At 44.4% G+C, this 18990-nt stretch carries 16 protein-coding genes; 12 read left to right on the plus strand and 4 right to left on the minus strand.

The window, feature by feature from the left end; genetic code table 11:
• Positions 1 to 44 precede the first annotated feature (44 nt).
• The 3 genes from H4K34_RS05525 to purE are packed head-to-tail and all read left to right on the plus strand — an operon-like array spanning position 45 to position 2321.
• Positions 45 to 683: a SprT-like domain-containing protein gene (locus tag H4K34_RS05525; protein ID WP_210759827.1), complete on the plus strand. Its 639-nt coding sequence runs from the start codon at positions 45 to 47 to the stop codon at positions 681 to 683.
• Positions 673 to 1836, plus strand: a complete 1164-nt coding sequence (gene purK, locus H4K34_RS05530) for a 5-(carboxyamino)imidazole ribonucleotide synthase (RefSeq protein WP_210759828.1) — start codon at positions 673 to 675, stop codon at positions 1834 to 1836. The genes H4K34_RS05525 and purK overlap by 11 nt, the downstream gene beginning before the upstream one ends.
• Positions 1833 to 2321: a 5-(carboxyamino)imidazole ribonucleotide mutase gene (purE, locus tag H4K34_RS05535; protein WP_210759829.1), complete on the plus strand. Its 489-nt coding sequence runs from the start codon at positions 1833 to 1835 to the stop codon at positions 2319 to 2321. The genes purK and purE overlap by 4 nt, the downstream gene beginning before the upstream one ends.
• Here purE and H4K34_RS05540 read toward each other — a convergent pair.
• Positions 2318 to 3079: a LytR/AlgR family response regulator transcription factor gene (locus H4K34_RS05540; RefSeq protein ID WP_210759830.1), complete on the minus strand. Its 762-nt coding sequence runs from the start codon at positions 3077 to 3079 to the stop codon at positions 2318 to 2320. The two genes, purE and H4K34_RS05540, sit on opposite strands and share 4 nt — an antisense overlap.
• Before the next feature lie 2 nt (positions 3080 to 3081).
• On the minus strand, positions 3082 to 5958 hold the full coding sequence (locus H4K34_RS05545) for a sensor histidine kinase (RefSeq protein WP_210759831.1): 2877 nt from the start codon (positions 5956 to 5958) through the stop codon (positions 3082 to 3084).
• Positions 5959 to 6026: 68 nt separating this feature from the next.
• On the opposite strand from H4K34_RS05545, the gene H4K34_RS05550 reads away from it, so the two are divergent.
• Genes H4K34_RS05550 through H4K34_RS05580 form a run of 7 tightly spaced genes read left to right on the plus strand, consistent with a single transcriptional unit; the run spans position 6027 to position 14086 of the window.
• Entirely contained in the window at positions 6027 to 6794 is a 768-nt protein-coding gene (locus H4K34_RS05550; protein WP_210759832.1) for a hypothetical protein, read from the plus strand.
• Positions 6791 to 8743, plus strand: a complete 1953-nt coding sequence (locus H4K34_RS05555) for a helix-hairpin-helix domain-containing protein (RefSeq protein WP_210759833.1) — start codon at positions 6791 to 6793, stop codon at positions 8741 to 8743. The genes H4K34_RS05550 and H4K34_RS05555 overlap by 4 nt, the downstream gene beginning before the upstream one ends.
• A gap of 40 nt (positions 8744 to 8783) precedes the next feature.
• Positions 8784 to 9302, plus strand: coding sequence for a ferritin (locus H4K34_RS05560; RefSeq protein WP_210759834.1), 519 nt, complete (start codon positions 8784 to 8786; stop codon positions 9300 to 9302).
• A 12-nt stretch (positions 9303 to 9314) separates the two neighbouring features.
• On the plus strand, positions 9315 to 10718 hold the full coding sequence (locus H4K34_RS05565; protein ID WP_210759835.1) for a type III PLP-dependent enzyme domain-containing protein: 1404 nt from the start codon (positions 9315 to 9317) through the stop codon (positions 10716 to 10718).
• Entirely contained in the window at positions 10715 to 11566 is an 852-nt protein-coding gene (gene speB / locus H4K34_RS05570; protein WP_210759836.1) for an agmatinase, read from the plus strand. Before H4K34_RS05565 ends, speB begins: the two co-directional genes overlap by 4 nt.
• The gene (locus H4K34_RS05575; protein ID WP_210759837.1) at positions 11556 to 12533 is read left to right on the plus strand and encodes a deoxyhypusine synthase family protein; all 978 of its coding nucleotides are present in this window, start codon (positions 11556 to 11558) and stop codon (positions 12531 to 12533) included. The genes speB and H4K34_RS05575 overlap by 11 nt, the downstream gene beginning before the upstream one ends.
• 26 nt (positions 12534 to 12559) lie before the next feature.
• On the plus strand, positions 12560 to 14086 hold the full coding sequence (locus H4K34_RS05580; protein WP_210759838.1) for a carbon-nitrogen hydrolase family protein: 1527 nt from the start codon (positions 12560 to 12562) through the stop codon (positions 14084 to 14086).
• Here H4K34_RS05580 and H4K34_RS05585 read toward each other — a convergent pair.
• The gene (locus H4K34_RS05585; protein WP_210759839.1) at positions 14083 to 14601 is read right to left on the minus strand and encodes a hypothetical protein; all 519 of its coding nucleotides are present in this window, start codon (positions 14599 to 14601) and stop codon (positions 14083 to 14085) included. The two genes, H4K34_RS05580 and H4K34_RS05585, sit on opposite strands and share 4 nt — an antisense overlap.
• 38 nt (positions 14602 to 14639) lie before the next feature.
• Entirely contained in the window at positions 14640 to 16196 is a 1557-nt protein-coding gene (locus H4K34_RS05590; RefSeq protein WP_210759840.1) for a hypothetical protein, read from the minus strand.
• Positions 16197 to 16264: 68 nt separating this feature from the next.
• On the opposite strand from H4K34_RS05590, the gene H4K34_RS05595 reads away from it, so the two are divergent.
• Both H4K34_RS05595 and H4K34_RS05600 read left to right on the plus strand, forming a co-directional pair.
• Positions 16265 to 16879, plus strand: coding sequence for a DUF1684 domain-containing protein (locus H4K34_RS05595; RefSeq protein ID WP_210759841.1), 615 nt, complete (start codon positions 16265 to 16267; stop codon positions 16877 to 16879).
• 124 nt (positions 16880 to 17003) lie between these two features.
• On the plus strand, positions 17004 to 18476 hold the full coding sequence (locus tag H4K34_RS05600) for a DEAD/DEAH box helicase (protein WP_210759842.1): 1473 nt from the start codon (positions 17004 to 17006) through the stop codon (positions 18474 to 18476).
• Positions 18477 to 18990 lie beyond the last annotated feature (514 nt).

Consider the following 18990-nt stretch of genomic DNA (forward strand, 5'->3'; position numbering starts at 1 on the left):
AGAGGATTGGAGCCTTGCAATTGTCCGGGCAAAACTGAGCTTCGATGAAGAAAGGACCGGATCCTTTTGCGGCCCTCAACAAATACCTGCCTACCGGCAGTTTGGAGCTCCTCCGTCCTTTACTGGATCGCTATCCCTTGCAGTTAAAAGTTAGCAAGCCCCGGAAAACCAAATTTGGCGATTATCGCTATCCGCAAAAAGGAGAAGCGCATCGCATTTCGGTGAATGGCGACCTCAACCCCTATGCTTTTCTAATAACCCTCTTACACGAATACGCTCACCTAGTGGCCTTCGATAAATTTGGCCGGAAGATTAAAGCACATGGTGAAGAATGGCAATTTTGCTTTCGTGAAATCGGCAGTCCTTTTTTAGATGCCAAAATTTTCCCCATCAAATTAGAACGCGCTTTTAGAGCCAGTTTGGCCCGCGGACATGCCAGCTCAGCCACGGATCATCAGCTGCTGCGAGTGCTCAAAGAATTCGATCAACAAGAATCGGCAGAGCCTCGTACCTTTGTCGAAGATTTAGAACCCGGCGCAATCTTCGTGCTTAATGGTCGCATCTTTAAGAAAGGACCCAAAAGTCGTAAGCGCTACAAATGTGACGAAGTTAAAAGCGGTCGTCAATTTATGGTACACCCCCTGGCAGAAGTCGGGATTTGGAAGGAAACAAATGAACACTAAGAATTACTACTCTTCAGATTTCAGATTAGGAATTGTTGGCGGCGGGCAGCTAGGTAAAATGCTGCTGCAAGAAACCCGACGATTGGATATTGGAACCTCGGTTCTCGACCCTAGTGAGGTAGCACCTTGCAGACTGGGAAGCAATGAATTTACTGTAGGTTCACTTACAGATTTTGATACCGTTTATCAGTTCGGACAAAACTGCGATGTGCTGACCATCGAAATTGAAAATGTAAGCGTTGAGGCTCTTCAAAAGCTGGAAGAGGAAGGCAAGAAGGTGTTTCCACAGCCCCATATTATTCGCTTGATTCAAAGTAAAATTCGCCAAAAGAATTTCTATAAGGAAAACCTTATCCCCACCGCGGATTTCATCAGCTTCGAAAACAAAGCGGAACTGATGACAGCCATCAACAAGCAACAAGTTCCCTTTCCATTTGTATGGAAACAGAGCACTGGCGGTTTTGATGGCCGCGGGGTAGCTATGATTCGCAAGAAAGCAGATTTGGAAACTTTACCCGATGTACCTTGTCTAGCAGAAAGCATGGTTCCCTTTGAGAAGGAACTGGCTGTAGTAGTAGCCCGCTCCGCTAATGGTGAGTGCCGCTCCTTCCCTACGGTAGAGATGGATTTCCACCCCGAAGCCAATTTAGTAGAATATGTCTTCAGCCCCGGAAATGTAGAAGAAGCTATAAGCGACAAGGCCCAAGAATTAGCCCGAATGGTTGCCGAAAAGTTGGGCATTGTTGGTATTCTGGCGGTAGAGATGTTCCTCACCAAAGACGGAATGATCCTGATAAATGAGGTAGCACCCCGCGTTCACAATTCAGGGCACCTTAGTATTGAAGGCAATGTAAGCTCTCAATTTGAGCAGCATTTACGTGCCATTTTAGACCTTCCCTTAGGTTCTACCGAGACCATTCAACCTGCGGTGATGGTAAACCTGGTAGGTGATGAGGATTATACCGGCCCGGTATATTATGAGGGTATTGAAGAAATTATGGCTTTGAGCGGTGTGTATGTGCACCTCTATGGGAAGGCGGAAACTCGTCCCTTCCGGAAAATGGGTCATGTTACAATAATCGACCCCGACTTAGAAGCCGCCCGCGCCAAAGCCCGTATCGTAAAAGAAAAAATTAAAGTTATCAGTCAATGAGCGCCCAAGTAAGTGTAATCATGGGAAGCCAGAGCGACCTGCCTGTAATGCAAGAAGCCCTGGATGTACTTAAAGAATTAGGTGTTGAGGCCGAAGTAAATATCGTTTCGGCCCACCGTACCCCGGAAATCATGTTCGACTTTGCGAAGAACGCTCATGAAAAAGGAATTAAGGTGATTATTGCCGGTGCAGGTGGTGCAGCGCATTTACCCGGAATGGTAGCTTCTATGAGCCCTCTTCCTGTGATTGGTGTACCTGTAAAAAGCCGCAACTCTATTGATGGCTGGGACTCCGTTTTGTCAATCCTGCAAATGCCGAGCGGAGTGCCTGTGGCAACGGTAGCCCTAGACGGAGCCAAAAATGCCGGAATTTTGGCCGCCCAAATCATAGGCAGCCACGTTCCGGAAGTGCTTCAAAATATCATCGATTATAAGGAAGGCTTAAAAGCCAAGGTGATCGCTTCTCGCGAAAAGCTGAATTCCTAAAGGTTTTTCAAAAGGGTCATTAACTGCTCCTTTTTTCGGTTGGCTACCGGAATTCGACTACCGTCTTCCAAAATAAGGTAGCCTCCATCCGTTTGCACATACTTCTTCAGATAGTTCACATTCACCAAATGGGATTTGTGGATGCGTAGGAAATTATAACCTTCCAACATCATATCAAATTCCTTTAAGGTTTTGGATGCCAGGAGATTCTTTTGACCATTCAAGAAGAAAGTGGTGTAATTGGAGCTACTCTCCAAACGGATAATATCGGTCAATCGAATTACGTGCATACCATCCGAAGTAGGCACCACAATCTTTTTAGGGGAATCTGAGGCCTGACGGATATTCTCTACTAGTACATTGAAATTACTAGCTCTTTTAGGAAGGCCCTTTTCACTTTCCACTTTGCGGACGGCCTTAACCAATTCTTCCGGATCTACAGGTTTAAGAAGATAATCGAGAGCGCTAAACTTGATCGCTTGGATAGCGAATTCATCGTGGGCGGTAATAAATATTACGGCCGGATGCTTCTTCGTCTCATCTGCCATAAGGCCATTTAAAAGGTCGAAGCCACTTTCGCCTGCCAAATCAATATCCAGGAAAAGAACGTCTATATCTTCCTGATCCAGAAGATCCAAGCCCTCTTGCACGGAACCACCTTGTCCGGCAATTTCCAATTCAGGGCAAAATAAATCCAGTTTCCCCACTAAGGCTTCGCGCGAATTTTGTTCGTCGTCGATAATAACTGCTCTGAGCATATTTATAATTCTTGAGCGGGTAAACGTATGATCACCTTAGTGCCACAGGCCTCCCCTTGTTGGTTGTATTTATCAATGATCTTTAGATCGATCACATCGTTCATGGATCGTTTCAGGAGATCGATCCTATCCTTATTAATCTGAGTTGCCATGCTGCGATGCGCCTTCTTATTCGGCAATTCTTTGGCTTTTTCCCTGCCAATTCCATCATCTTCAATCGTGCAGCAAAGTAGGTCTCCATCCAGCTTAAAGCTGATATGAATAAAGCCATTCCCTTCTTTAGGCTTAAGTCCATGCAAGATCGCATTTTCTACATGAGGCTGAATTAACATGGGTGGAAGTCCAATATCATAATCCAGTTCCTCATCGACTTCAATCTCGTACTCAAACTTATTATTGAAACGTAGCTTTTCTAATTCAAGATAGTTCTTCAAAACCGAAACCTCTGTTTCTACCGGATGAATATGCTCCATTGATGATTCAAGGGTTAGCCTCATCAATTTTGCGAAATTGTTGAGATAACGCACTGCCATCTTCGGATCCTGCTTAAAGATAAAACTGGAAATACTATCCAGGGCATTAAAGATAAAATGGGGGTTCATCTGCAAGCGCAGGGCCTTACGTTCCATTTCCAAAAGGTCATTTTCCAGGCGTAAACGCTCCTCCCTTCTTTGCCAACGATCGCGCAGATAAACATAGGCCAAAGCAAAAAGCGCCAAAGCAATCAAAGACCAAAACCACCAAGTACGCCAAACCGCCTCTTTCACAACAAAAACATAAGGCTTCGCACTTAAAGCCCAGCTTTGCCAGGGATAACGCGACTCAACTTCCAAAGTATAGCGGCCTGCTTTTAAATCACTAAACAAGGCTTCACGACGGGTACCAGCATAGGTCCAATTATCACTTTGCCCCAGTAATCGATAGCGATACTGAATCAATTCAGGTAATAAAATGCTGCGCAAGCCATAGCGAAAGCGGAGGTAGTTTTGATCGTGATCCAACTCCGTAAACTCCCTTAATCCACTGAAAGCTTCGCTTGGCCACATATCTAGGTCCGCCGCATTTTCCTCCCTTAATAATTCCGCTTCCAACAGTGCTAAAACCCCCGGATGATGGTATTGCTTAAAGCGTTTAAGATCCCAAATAAACAGACCTTCTTCACCGGCGGCATAGAGCTCGCCTTCCCTTTCCTTTAGTGCGCCCCCATTAACCGGAGGACCAAAGAAATGGATCTGTGCCGACTCGCCCGCCTTATGACTTTCCTTTACATCAGATAAACTTACCAGACCTTTATTGGTACCAATCCACAATTCACCTTCACTCAAAGCAAAGGCTCGAATTTCCGCAAACTCCAAATCTTTAAGGCTGTAGATATGGGCCTTTGAATTTGAGCGATCAATGATATACAGGCCATTACTGATGGTCCCTACCGCTAAACGCTTACCGGGCATTGGCTGTATGGCACTCATACCTATGCTATCCAGATTTACTCCGGCCAGCTCTTGATAATGCTGCCAATTACTGCCATCAAAATGCCAGAGTCCCTGAGTATAAGAGGCAAACCAAAAACCATCTTGAGGCAGATATTGGATGGAAAAAATGCTAGCAAAACCCAGCTCTTCATCGGATAAGATTCTTTGCCATTGCCCGGACTTTAAGCGCCAAATACCACTGCTACCTGCAGCCCAAATTTCTCCATTTCCTTTGCCGATACTAAATACAAAGCCATCAATAGGGGTGGAATGAATAACTTCCTGTCCTTCAATTTTATAATATAAACCCGCTTCGGTGGCGATGTATATAGTATCACCTTCAACCAATGAAGCCAAGACCAGGCCCTTCAATGAAATTACTTTTTGAAAAGGCCAAACCTCTAATCCAAAGGGGGTTCCCAAGAAAACCTTATTCTCATCTACCGAAAGGTTCAGTAATGGCATTTTCCGACCAAATTCCTTGAAAAAAGGACTTTGCATTTTGAAGATTCCACGGCTGGTACTTAAAAGAACCAAACCTTGAAAGCTGTAGATATTCTTGATCTCTGAGGCACTAAAATAGCCCTGGTAATCATTGCTATAGAATCCTGAAAGATCAGATTCATCTCGACCTTGCAGATAGACATTTTGCCTATCTACAAAGACATTCAAGGAAGGCGTACTTAAGGCAAAGGCAATACTATCTCCTCTTTGTTGGTCTGGTCCTAGAGGGGCGGTCTTTAAATTATAGAGCTTGCCGTGGGCCAGATAAAAATCAGCTTTACCGGCTGCCAAACTTATATAAGCACTGCTATCTAATTGCTGCCAGGCGTCTTGCCAAGTATAAAGCGCATCTGATGTACAAAGCACCAATTGATCCTCAATTTGCCCCAAATCCTTAAAGCCATCGGGCAATGCTGAATGAAAGAAAAGGGAATCCCCATCCCAATGATATAAGCCATTAGATAGAGCCACATAGAGCTGACCTTGAAAATCACAGATGTCCAGTATCTGAGTTCCTTCAGGTAGGGATATTAATTTAAAGTCCTTGCCCTGAAACTCTGCCAAACGACGACCATCCTGAATATATAGACGCTCTCCTTTGAAACTGCGAACAACTTGATTGATTAAAGGAAATTCCTTCAGACCAAAATTCTCAAAGCGATAGCCATCATAGCGCAGCAAGCCGGCGCCTTCACTAGCCATCCAGATAAAGCCCTCCGGCCCTTGCACCATATCGGTTATACTGAGGGTAGGCAGACCTTCTTCCAAGCCAATACGCTCAAATGCAGCTTCTTGTGCCTTGGCGGACCAAAGGCAAGCAAAAAGTAAAAATGCGAGAAAATGCTGAGCACGGGCCATCTGCGAAAGGTATTGCCAATGCCGAATTAAACCAAATTTAGACAAGCGTTTAAAGCGGATTAGTAAACGTTTGCCATCGCAGTAATGCTTGGGCCTCCTCCTAGATTTGGCTCATGCGATTCTATCTGATCATAGTCTTCATCCCCATTAGCCTGAGCAGCCAAACTTTTCAGGCTTACAGTGCTGCTTTGGCGGATCTCAATTTACTCGGCCCTCAAGCCTTGATTATCGCCAACCCTGCTAATAAAACCCAGTACAAACAAAGGCTAGCATTGCATTCCTGTATATGGCCTGGCTTAAAAGACCTCAATGAAGCCAGCCTAAGTTTTGGTCGTGCTGCCCAGGGCAAACATTATGGTATTCTTCTGCAGCAATGGGGACCGCTGAACTATAGAGAACAGATGTTAGCCTTGGCTTTCGGACTGGAACTCAGCTCTAAAATGGCCATGGGAATTCGCATGGATTTACAGCAAAAACAAATTGTGGAAAAGGATAAATCCTATCATCTGAATAGTCAGCTTTATTGGGATTATCACCCCAGTGCAAACTGGCAATGGGCCAATCGACTGCAAATTGCTAAGGTGCCTTTAGGAGCAAAGCTTAGTTTGGATAGTCAAATGAGCTTTCAGGGCTTTAGCGGTTTAAGGCTATTGATGGGGATAAGTCTACCTCAACAGAGTCCGGGCTTTGGGGCTTTTGCACTGGAGTATAATTTTAAAGATTGGCTCTTTCTAAGGCAGGGTTTTAAATTAAAGCAAGACCTGGATTACCGTGCGGGCTTGGGTATTAGATGGAAGGCCTGGATATTGGATCTAGGATTTCAATGGCAAAAGGCCCTAGGTGCAGGACAGCAAATCAGCCTAAGCTATTGCTGGTTATGATTCGGGCCTTCGTCCTATCCTTGCTAATCTGCAAAGGCTTAGTTGCTCAAAGCTTATGGGAGCAACAATTGGAACAAAGCTCCCTCGCTGAGCAAAGTCCAGAGGCCCTAGAACAATGGGCTAATCAATTGCAAAATTGGGAGCAAAGACCCATTGAAATTAATTTGTGGAGCCGACAGCAATTAATGGAAACCGGTTTATTTAATGTCTTTCAAGTGCATAATCTTCTACAATACCGTGAACGATACGGGGCATTATTATCAATTCCCGAGCTTAACCTGATTAAGGGCTTTGAAAAAGAAAGAATCCAATTCCTTGCTCCCTATTTGAGCTTTCAGACTAAAGAAAGTAGCCATGGCTTAAGCTGGCAGAGTTTCCGCAACATCAGGGAACATCAGTTGGCCTGGCGTTGGCAGCTTAATCGCCGGAATCTGGATGCAAATCAAAAAAACACCTATTTAGGGGATCCACTTGAAAGTCGATTGGTGTATCGAGCTCAGAACCGCTCAGGCTTATCTATTGGCTTAAACCTTCAAAAAGATCCGGGAGAAGCTTGGCATCTTCCTTTTGGCTTTGATCATCTGGCAGGCCATCTGCAATATCAAGGTCCTGGCAAATGGCGAAAATTAATCTTAGGCGACTTCCATTTTAGTTTTGGTCAAGGTTTAAGCTTATGGTCAGGCTCAGCCTTTCATGCCACCGGATTTGATCAGGCATTCGCAGCTTATGCTCGTGGGATCAGTGCTTTTGGCGGCAGTGAAGAGCAAAGGTTCTTCCGAGGAGTAGCGGTCAGCTATCAAAAAGATGCTTGGAGGACAGAAACCTTTATTTCTTTTAGGGACTTAGATGCCAGTTTAACTGAAACCAAGGAAGGAAGGGTGGCCATGATTCGTAATGGCGGATACCATCGCAATGAAAAAGAACTCAGCTCTAAAGATCAAGTTTCATTAAAATCTCTGGGCATGGCTCTGCACTATGAGGGAAAGAATTTTGATCTAAGCTTTTTGCATCATCAGCATTATTTCGCCATCCCCCTAATGGAAGCCTCGGACTTAAGTGAAAGCCATAAAGTTGTGGGAAAAAGCTATTATGGCTATGCTCTGGCCGGGCAATTACTTTGGCAGCAATTTCACCTATTTGGAGAATGGGCCATGGACCAGGAGGCAGACTGGGCTCTATATATCGGCTGGGAGCGCAACTGGTGGGAGCGATTTAAAATCAGGCAAGCCTGGCGCAAATTTCAAGTTAATTATCAAGGTTTCTGGAATGATGCCCGTGCACGTAGTGGCAGCGCCGGTGAATTTGGAATCCTGCATCAAATTGAAGCCAATTGGACCTACCAGTTGCGGAGCTTAGTGGAAGTAGACTATTATGCATTCCCCTGGCCCCGCTACCAAATTGAAGGCCCTTCTGCCGGAAAGCGCATTAGTTTTATCCAGGAATGGCGACCTAAATCCTCCCAAAGTCTAGAACTCCGACTTCGCCATCAGAAAGACGAAAAATGGGATGGAACTAGTTTCAAAGGAGATCCTGCCCTTAGCAGAAGCAGTGTCGAAAACTGGCAAATTCGATTTGTGCACAAGCTTCAGCTTAGTAGCGCTTGGAGCAGTCGCAGTTCCATACAATTTTATCTACTACCCGAAAATTGGAATCAAGTAGCCAGCTTTCTTTCACAACAATGGACCTACAAATTTGGGTCCTGGCGCCATAGTTTAAGCTTAAGCATGGCCAATGATCCCGCTGGGATAGCAGTCTTTTACGATTATGAGCCCGACTTATTGAGAAGCTTTTCGATTCCTGCCTACCGTGGCCAGAGCCTTCGACTCTCTATCTATAGTCGCTGGAAGTCAAGAAAATGGCAGGCTGAAGCCAAACTTGCTTATGCCGATGATATTTATTATTCTAATGCTCAAATAGAGCTTAAATTGCAATTGCATTATTCATTTTAAGAAACCACGTGCAGATGCGATATTTGCTAAAATTTTACGCATGCTATCAGAAAAATTAGCTTCAGCGCTAAACAACCAAATTCAAGTGGAGGCCATCTCCTCACAAGTATATTTAGCCATGGCCTCCTGGGCCGAAGTACAAGGTTTAGAAGGGGTTGCCTCTTTTATGTACGAACAATCGGATGAGGAACGTCTACACATGTTAAAGCTGGTGAAATTCGTAAACGAGCGCGGTGGTCACGCTGTAGTTTCTGAATTAAAAGCCCCTAAATCAGACTTTGGTACTTTTAAAGATATGTTTCAAGAACTCTTTGAGCATGAACTAAAGGTATCGGCCAGCATCAATGAATTGGTTCACACTGCTTTAGAAGAAAAAGACTATGCTACCCATAACTTCTTGCAATGGTATGTTGCCGAGCAAATCGAAGAAGAAGCGGTAGCTCGCACTATTTTGGATAAAATCAATTTGATCGGAAACGATAAAGGCGGACTGTATTTATTTGACCGCGACATTAAGCAACTCACTGTAGAAACTGCAGCAAACGACAACCCTAAATAAGCCGAACGGTAAATGAAAAACACCTACTTTGATCTGATCGATCAGACCTATTATTTTCCACAGGAAGGTTTTGACTTGCGTGATGACCAACTCACCTTTCATGGAATTTCGCTTAAGCACCTGATTGACAAATACGGAACTCCTTTCCGTTTTATCTATCTGCCTAAGATTGGCGATCAGATCAAAAAAGCGCGTAATCTCTTTAATCGTGCCATCAAACGCTCTTCCTTCCGAGGGGAATATCAATTCTGTTATTGTACCAAGTGCAATCACTTTTCACATGTGGTGAGCGAGGCGCTAAAGCATAATGTTAACCTGGAAACCTCCTCCTCTTTCGACATTGACCTTATTCTCAATCTCTACAAGGAAGGTAAGTTTACCAAGGATCGCTATATCGTAAACAATGGCTATAAAACCGACGACTATCTTCAGAAGATCGTGAAAATGCATGAGCTCGGTTTTGAGAATATCATTGTGGTATTGGATAGCATGACGGAGCTGGAGCGATTAATGAAGTTCGCTGGTGATAATAAAATTAAGATCGGTCTGCGGATGGCCATTAATGAAGAACCGCAGTCGAGCTATTACACTTCTCGATTAGGCATTCGTCATAACGAAATGCTGGATTTTTACGAGAATCACATCAAAGACAATCCACAGGTTGAGCTTAAAATGCTGCACTTCTTTGTGGATTCGGGCATTAAAGACAGCCTCTACTACTGGGGTGAATTTAAGCGTGCCATTAAACTTTATACCGAACTCAAGAAGAGAGCAGATAGCCTCACTCATTTCAATTTGGGTGGTGGATTCCCGATTCGCAACAATCTGGGTTTTGAGTACGATTACGAATACATGATTCGTGAAATCGTGCAAAACATCAGCGATGCCTGCGATGCAGAGGAAGTGCCTCATCCCAATATCTTCACCGAATTTGGAAAATACACCGTTGGTGAATCAGGAGCGATCATCTTCAAGGTACTGGAGCAAAAGAAACAGAACGATACCGAAAGCTGGTATATCATCAATAACAGCTTGATGAACACTATTCCTGATGCCTGGAGTATTCACGAAAAGTTCATTCTCCTGCCCATCAATAAATGGGATCACGAATACCAAAGGGTAAATATTGGTGGAATTAGCTGTGATCACTCGGATTACTATAATTCCGATGAGCTGAACCAGGAAGTATTACTGCCTACCTACGATGATAATGATGAAGAGCCACTTTACATTGGTTTCTTCCACACCGGAGCTTATCAAGATGCCATTTCAGGTTATGGTGGCATTAAGCATTGCCTGATCCCTTCCCCTAAGCATGTGATTATCGATCGGGATGAGAAAGGCAATATCGTCGACTATGTATACCGCAATGAGCAGTCGGCAGAAGAAATGTTTAAACTATTAGGTTACAAATGAGAATTTACGCCGGTGTAGAAGAAGAATGGGGCGATTACGACAAAGCGCGCATTCTTTTACAATCCATTCCCTACGACGGAACCAGTACCTGGGGCAAGGGTGCCGACCAGGGCTTTGAATCCTTCCTAGATGCTACCGACAATATGGAGGTTTACGATATCGAAACCGATTCGGAAGTCTACAAACAAGGAGTGCATATCCTGGATCCCATTCGCGAAGACTCCAGTCCGGAAGCCGTATTTGAGACCGTTTACAAAAAGACCCAAGAACTCCTAAAAACAGGCAAGTACCTCACCTTCTTTGGCGGTGAGCACAGTATCAGCATAGGGGTAATTAAGGCTTTTTACGAGCATCATGATAATTTAAGCGTGCTGCAAATTGATGCCCATGCGGATTTACGTCCTGAGTATCACGGCAGCCCCTATAACCATGCCTGCGCGGTATTTGACGCCAGTCAGAATTGCAATTTGGTGCAAGTAGGCATTCGCAGCATGGATGCGGATGAAAAACAATATGTGCAAGAAGGTAATTGCTTTTATGCTCACGAAATGTGGGGTCATGATCGCTGGATGGATGAATCCATTGCCCGACTTACTGATAAGGTTTACCTCACCATTGACTTGGATGCTTTTGATCCATCAATTTTAGCCGCTACCGGAACTCCGGAACCCGGCGGTATGGGCTGGTATGAAACCTTAAAATACCTGCGTAGGGTATTCCGCGAAAAAGAAGTTGTAGGCTTCGACATCGTAGAGCTGGCACCAGAAAAGGCCCATAAGGCTTCTAATTTTTTAGCCGCCAAACTGTATTACAAACTTTTAAGCTATCAATTCGAAGATGGAAAATAAAGGACCCATTGGCCAGTTTATGCTGGAACATTACAAGCACTTCAATGCTGCTGCTTTAGTAGATGCCGCAAAAGGATATGAAAAGCATTTAGCAGAAGGCAAGAAAATGATGATTACCCTGGCAGGTGCCATGAGTACCGCTGAACTGGGCAAAAGTCTGGCTGAAATTATTCGTCAGGATAAAGTGCAAATCATCTCTTGTACTGGTGCCAACCTCGAAGAAGATTTAATGAATTTAGTAGCTCATAGCCACTATGAGCGCGTACCCCACTACCGCGATCTTACCCCTAAAGAAGAATGGGATTTATTGGAGCGTGGCCTAAATCGGGTAACCGATACTTGCATTCCAGAAGAAGAAGCCTTCCGTAGATTACAAAAGCACATCTTCGAAATCTGGAAGGATGCCGAAGCAAAGGGTGAGCGTTATTTCCCACATGAGTTTATGTATAAGCTACTGAACTCCGGAGTATTGCAACAATATTATGAGATCGACCCTAAGAACAGCTGGATGCTGGCAGCGGCAGAAAAGAACCTGCCCATCATCGTTCCAGGTTGGGAAGATTCGACCATGGGGAACATTTTCGCTTCTTATTGCTTAAAAGGAGAGCTCAAGGCTTCAACCATGAAGAGTGGAATTGAATACATGACTTTCCTGGCCGATTGGTATACGGACAATGCCGGAACAGATGGTATTGGCTTTTTCCAGATCGGTGGTGGTATCGCGGGTGACTTCCCAATTTGTGTAGTACCTATGCTTTATCAGGATATGGAACGCACTGATACTCCTTTCTGGTCTTATTTCTGCCAGATTAGCGACAGTACCACCAGTTACGGATCCTACTCCGGAGCAGTTCCCAATGAGAAAATCACTTGGGGAAAACTGGACATTCATACGCCGAAATTCATTGTAGAAAGTGATGCAACTATAGTTGCGCCACTGCTCTTTGCTTACCTCTTAGGCTGGTAATAAAGCTAAAGACGCCCAAAGGCATTATGGAAACAATTGAAAACGTAGAACTCGCCTACTTAAACGCCGAGGATTATCAAGCCTTAAAAGATTTAATGGATGCCGCCTATGCTGGCATGAATAGCCTTCACTGGAAAAAAGAGGAAATCGAGAAATTGGTTTCCCTCTTTCCGGAAGGGCAGGTCATTTTAAAGGTGAATGGCGAATTGGCGGGTTGTGCGCTTTCGGTTTTGCAGGATGACAGCATCACCGAGAAAAACCATAGTTACTCTGATGTAACTGGTAATGACACCTTCAAGACTCATAAAAAGGACGGTGACCTGCTCTATGGTATTGATGTTTTCATTTCTCCTAAATACCGCGGATTGCGCCTGGCCCGCCGACTCTATGATTTCCGTAAAGAGCTTTGTGAACAGCTCAATTTAAAGGGAATCGCCTTTGGGGCCCGAATGCCCAAATACCATTTATACGCCAAGGAACTGAGTCCTCTGCAATACCTGGAAAAGGTAAAAGCAAAGGAGATTGAAGATCCGGTGCTCAATTTTCAGTTCAACAATGATTTCCACGTAAAGAAAATCCTCAAAAACTATTTGGAAGGAGACACCGAATCTCTGGACCATGCAGTTTTGATGGAGTGGAACAATGTGTATTATGAAAAGCCCAGTGCCGGTCCTGGCAGCCAAACTCGGGTAATTCGCGTAGGCTTGGTACAATGGCAAATGCGCCCCTATAGCGACTTGGACGAATTAATGAGTCAAGCTGAATTCTTCCTAGACTCTATTTCCGGCTATCACTCCGATTTCGCCCTCTTCCCGGAGTTTTTCAATGCGCCTTTAATGGCCGCTTACAATGAAATAAAAGAGTCGGAAGCTATTCGGAAATTGGCGGGCTATACCGAAGAGATTGTGAATCGTTTCTCCCAATTGGCAGTAAGTTACAATATCAACATCATTACCGGGAGCATGCCCGAAATTGTGAATGATAAGCTTCGCAATGTAGGCTATCTCTGCCATCGTGATGGTCGCCTGGATCGCTTTGAGAAAATTCACGTTACCCCCGACGAAGAACGAGTTTGGGGTATGGAAGGCGGCGACATCCTGCGTAGCTTCGATACCGATTGTGGCAAAATAGGTATTCTGATTTGCTACGATGTGGAGTTCCCGGAACTAAGCCGAATTTTGGCTGAAGAAGGCATGGACATCCTTTTTGTTCCCTTCCTTACCGACACCCAAAATGGTTACAGCCGAGTGCGCAATACCGCTCAAGCTCGCGCCATTGAAAACGAGTGTTATGTGGTTATTGCCGGTAGTGTAGGCAACTTACCCAAAGTGAGTAATATGGATATTCAGTTTGCCCAATCCATGGTATTTACACCCTGCGACTTTGCCTTCCCTAGCACCGGTATTAAGGCCGAAGCTACCCCTAATGCGGAGATGATTCTGGTAGTAGATTTAGATATCAATCTACTGCGAGAACTCAACGAATTTGGAAGCGTCCGAAACCTTAAAGACCGACGACTAGACCTCTATCGTCTTACAAAACTAAAAGCTTAGCCTTTCTTCTTTCGCGAAGGGGCTGCTTTCAATTCTTCAAATTTCAAATTAGGCGGAAAACCCTGAGGGAAGCGCGCAAAGTGGTAGAGCTCCGACAGGGGAATTTCGTAATCCGTGTGGGAAGCCCGATCCTTAACCTGGTCATTAACTACTCCCATAGTCACCACATTGACGGGCAAACTAACTACACCTACAATGCCATGACTTATAGGCATTAGCGAGAGCGCAATATTGGACCATACCGGATACTCAGGCTCGAACATATAGACCCGAAAGCCTTGAATCTGATCGATCATCACCTCTACATGATCTACTTCTCCATCCTCACCATGAATGATGAAGATACTGCTATCGTTCACTGAAATCAGTTCACCTACCACCTTGGGCACTTTCGAGCTGCGCTTTAGATCCAATTCGATGTAAGAACCGTAAAGATTTTGATGGGCTTCTGAAGACTTGGGTAAGATGTCGGAAGTAGAGCAAGCACTGACCAAAATCACTAGAACAAGCAGCAAGCCTAGTTTTGAAATACAATTTTTCATAATCAGCAGCATTAAGGTTTGAGGGTCAATGGTTCTGCGGGCACTTGAGAAGACCAGAATACTTCTTCCATATTCTGCTCGTAAATCTTATATGCCTCTGCTTCTCGCTTAAGATAAAGTGCAGGCTGCTTAAACATCTGTCGTAGTTTCCAAAGATCTTTATCTGCTAACCATTCCTTGCGCATCCATTCCAAATAATAACCTTCGGCTTTTAAAAAGAGCGCATAGTTTTGATTCGGATCTAAGGAAAAATCCAACTCAAAATAGTCGCCCGGCATGGAAACTAATTGTAAATCCGGATCATTCAATTCGGTTTTTGCTTGCGCTGATACTATTCCCGCCTTACGCACCGCAATTGGCTTCAAGGCCTGTGGTTCTAGCTTCCGCTGAATGGAGCAAATAGCAGCACGATCAATTCTCCATAAGCCAAGGTTCATTACTAGTTTTAATTTCAAAGGACCTTTCGGCTGATGCGCCAAATCCAAAATCTGTCGGTTAATAGCAATAGGCCCGGTTTCATAGAATGATCCTTGCAAATCCCAGCGCTGAGCTTCTTCATTCCAGAGATAGACTTCCAGTTCCCCTAATTCCGATTTGAGGCCCTTGTCCATGGTTTCATACAAATCGCCACTATTCTCAAATTTGGCGATAATGTCTGCCACCTCATCACCCATATAGGAAAGGGCGGAATAAATAAAATAGGTCGTCATTAAAGTCTGACGAAAATCGAGTACCAAGCCCAGATCTTCTTGAGAGGGATCCACATCAAATTCTAAAATCAACTCCTCCTTGGAAGCTAGATTCTCCGCATCCGCCTCAGAAAAATACTCCTGACCATCAGCAGCAGCTAAAAGCGCATTATTGCGAGGCATCCATAATCCTTGGGTGGCATAAAAATCACCTATACGGCTTTGGTAAATGCGCTCCCCTTCATTCTGGGCCAGGGCAACTAATTGAACCGATCGCAAAACATGGGTTTCCTGCGCTTCGTTCTTCATCACTAAGGTGAAGAGGGAATCCGAATACTCCGAAATCTTCAGATCGTCGATATCGGCATATTCCAAAGAAGGACAAATAGCATTGGAAAAGCCTTCGGCTCGAGCCGAAAAAAGGCCCTGATCCTCCACGGTATAAAAGGTAGGACAAGAGCCAAAACAAGCTTTAGGATTAGCCAGACACACGAAGGACAAGCCTATATTAACCACCGTTAGGGGGGCCAACATTTGATGCCCGGAACTAATATCCAGCTCTTTATTTACCTCAAAGAGACTAACCGAAGCGATGGGTAAGCTTCGTTCTGCACTATCTAAAAAATCACGATTGGCATCATAGTGATAAGCCATCCCTTGTACGGCCCTGCTATTGGTATCTACCCACCAGGCACCTGGGAAAAAGTAGACCTCACCATTTTTCAGATGGGCCTTTAAAATACTCTCTGTTGGAATATCCTGAGTTTTATGCACGGCATCCTGCACATCACGGTAATGCCATTTGTACTCAAGTTCTTTGCAGGCTGAAGCACTTAAAATGAGCAGCCCCAAGCCCCATAAAAGGACATAATTTTTCATTTTAATCAGTAATGGTTTAGTCCGAAGGTAGCCAATTAATGACTATAGGCTTTCCTTATCTTTGAAGAATGCGAAACATCCTTCTCTATTTAAGCCTATTAATCGGAGCAAATCTTAGTGCTCAATCCGCTTTAATGGATAGCCTCCTTTGGTTAAATTATGAGTATCGCCTCGATCAAAATTTAGAGTTCGCTGACTCCGCCGAATCTCCCTTGGAAGAAGAGGATCGCCAAAACTTCAGTAGTTTGGATTGGTATCCGCTTGACACCAATTTTATAGTATGGGCACAAATTGAATTGACACCAGATTCCGAGCCCTTTAAAATGCCTACCACCACCGACCGTAAACCGGTTTACAAGCAATATGCTATAGCCCACTTCCAATTGGGTGACAGTTTATTCCACTTACAGATCTATCAAAACCTCGGATTAATCAAAATGCCTCAATACCAGGATTATCTTTTCGTCCCCTTTACAGATCATTCTAATGGCTTTGGCAGTTATGGTGGTGGACGCTATTTAGATTTGCGTTTGCCTCAGGGCGATTCGCTTCTTATCGATTTCAATCGAGCCTACAATCCTTACTGCGCCTATAACGGAAGGTACTCCTGCCCCATTCCTCCTCGGGAAAACCGACTCAATTATTTCATTAAAGCCGGAGTACGATACGAGCCAAAACATTAAAAATGAGCTCATAAAAAGAGAGAACCAAACTTCCTCTAAAAAATTAATATTGCAGCTCATTTTCTTTTTAAGCTGCAATTCAAATAATTAGTCGACCTTTGCAGCGAATTTTAAGCGATCTTTTTTGAGCTCTTTTTTTGAACTTGGACTGTCTCCTGAAGTCCTCCGCGCCCTCGACGAAATGGGCTTTGAAACCCCATCTCCCATCCAAGCGCAAGCCATTCCTGCCCTTTTAGATGATGCCCGTGATTTAATTGGTTTAGCCCAAACCGGTACTGGTAAAACAGCCGCCTTTGGCTTACCCCTATTGGAACGCATTGACCCTGAGTTCCCTCACACCCAGGCATTAATCTTGGCTCCCACCCGGGAATTAGGACAGCAAATCGGAGAGCAATTACAATCCTTCGGGAAGTATTTGGACAAAATGAATATCCTCACTGTTTACGGTGGTGCGAATATTCAAACTCAAATGAAGGCGCTGCATAAGCCTCAGCATATCCTCATCGCTACCCCCGGCCGTTTGATCGACTTGATTAAGCGTCGTGCGGTAAATCTTGAGAACCTCGAAATTTTGGTTCTGGATGAAGCAGATGAAATGCTGAATATGGGCTTTAAGGAAGCTTTGGATGAAATCCTGGCTTATACCCCTAAAGAAAAAATGACCTGGCTTTTCTCGGCTACTATGCCGAAAGAAATTCGCCGCATCGTTGATACTTATATGCATCAACCTTTCGAGGTGAAAATCGATCAAAAGCAACAGGTAAATCAAAATATCGATCATCAGGTAGTTCACGTTCGTCACCACCAGAAGAACCTGGCCCTGAAGCGCTTTATTGACCTCGACCCCGAAATCAGGGCGGTGGTTTTCTGTCGTACCAAATTGGATACCCAATCCTTAGCTGAAGAGCTAATGAAAGATGGTTATGGGGCCGATGCCTTGCATGGTGACCTCAGCCAGGTACAACGCGACCGCGTTATGAAGCGTTTCAAGAACCACGAATTACCGGTTCTGATTGCTACCGACGTAGCCGCCCGTGGTATTGACGTGAATGATCTCACCCACGTTTTCCACTTCTCTTTACCAGATGATCCTTCTTACTATACCCACCGTTCAGGACGTACCGCTCGCGCGGGTAAGAAAGGAATCTCTTTGGCGATGATTGGCCCTCGTGATCAAGGAAAACTGCGTCGTTTGGAAAAAGATTTAGGTATCAATTTCCGTCAGGTACAAATTCCTGAAGTGGACGATATCGCTGACCTCCGCTTAAAAACTTGGGGCGAGCAAATCCTGAATCAACCGATCAAAGGAAATATTCCTTCTGGCATGATGGCCGAGCTACAAAACCTTTGGGGAAACCTTTCCAAAGAGGAGTTTATGGCCAAGGTAATTGCCTTCGAAGCTTCTAAATTAAACCTCCAAAATGAGGAAAGCCTGAATGTAAACCATGGCAAAGACCGTGGTGGTAATTTCAGAGGCGGAAAAAAAGGAGGCAACCGAAGCGGCAAACCCGGTGGCGGAGGTCCTTCCTTCAAAGCCAAGCGCAAGCCTTTCAAGCATGGACATAATCGTCCGAATGCAAAGCGGAAGAAGAAGTAGTTAGCTGGTAGTTGGTAGCTAGTCGTTTGTCGTTTGTAGCTGGTACTATTCTTTCAAGAGAAATTAGAGGATAGACGGTAGACGATAGATTTCGTGATGCCGCCTAACACTGGATTGAATTTTCAGCATTGCTTAAATCAAGTATCAGCATGCTCTTGTCCATCTATCCGCTTGTTTTATTCCAAACATCAGCATGTTTTAAGGAAAAGCTCAGCTGCTTTTCTAAAAAGTAGCTGAGCTTTTTAAAAAAGATGAAGAGGATTTTAAATAAATAAGCCGACAATCAACGCAGATGATAAGGAGCTTAGACCTCAGCTCTACTAAAGGTGCACAAAATCTTTCATACTATTTTGGATAGCAAAAGGGAGACTCTTATTTTAATGATGGTGCCTAAAAATTGAATCGAATTTGCAATTCAATCCTAGAGCTCCTTTGCGACACTTTGCTTCTTTGCTCCTTTAGCGCAGCGGGCGGTAGAAAACATACTCGGCTTTTGACGAATTTGCAATTCGAG

The sequence above is a fragment of the Croceimicrobium hydrocarbonivorans genome (assembly GCF_014524565.1).
GTDB classification, from domain to species: Bacteria; Bacteroidota; Bacteroidia; order Flavobacteriales; family Schleiferiaceae; genus Croceimicrobium; species Croceimicrobium hydrocarbonivorans.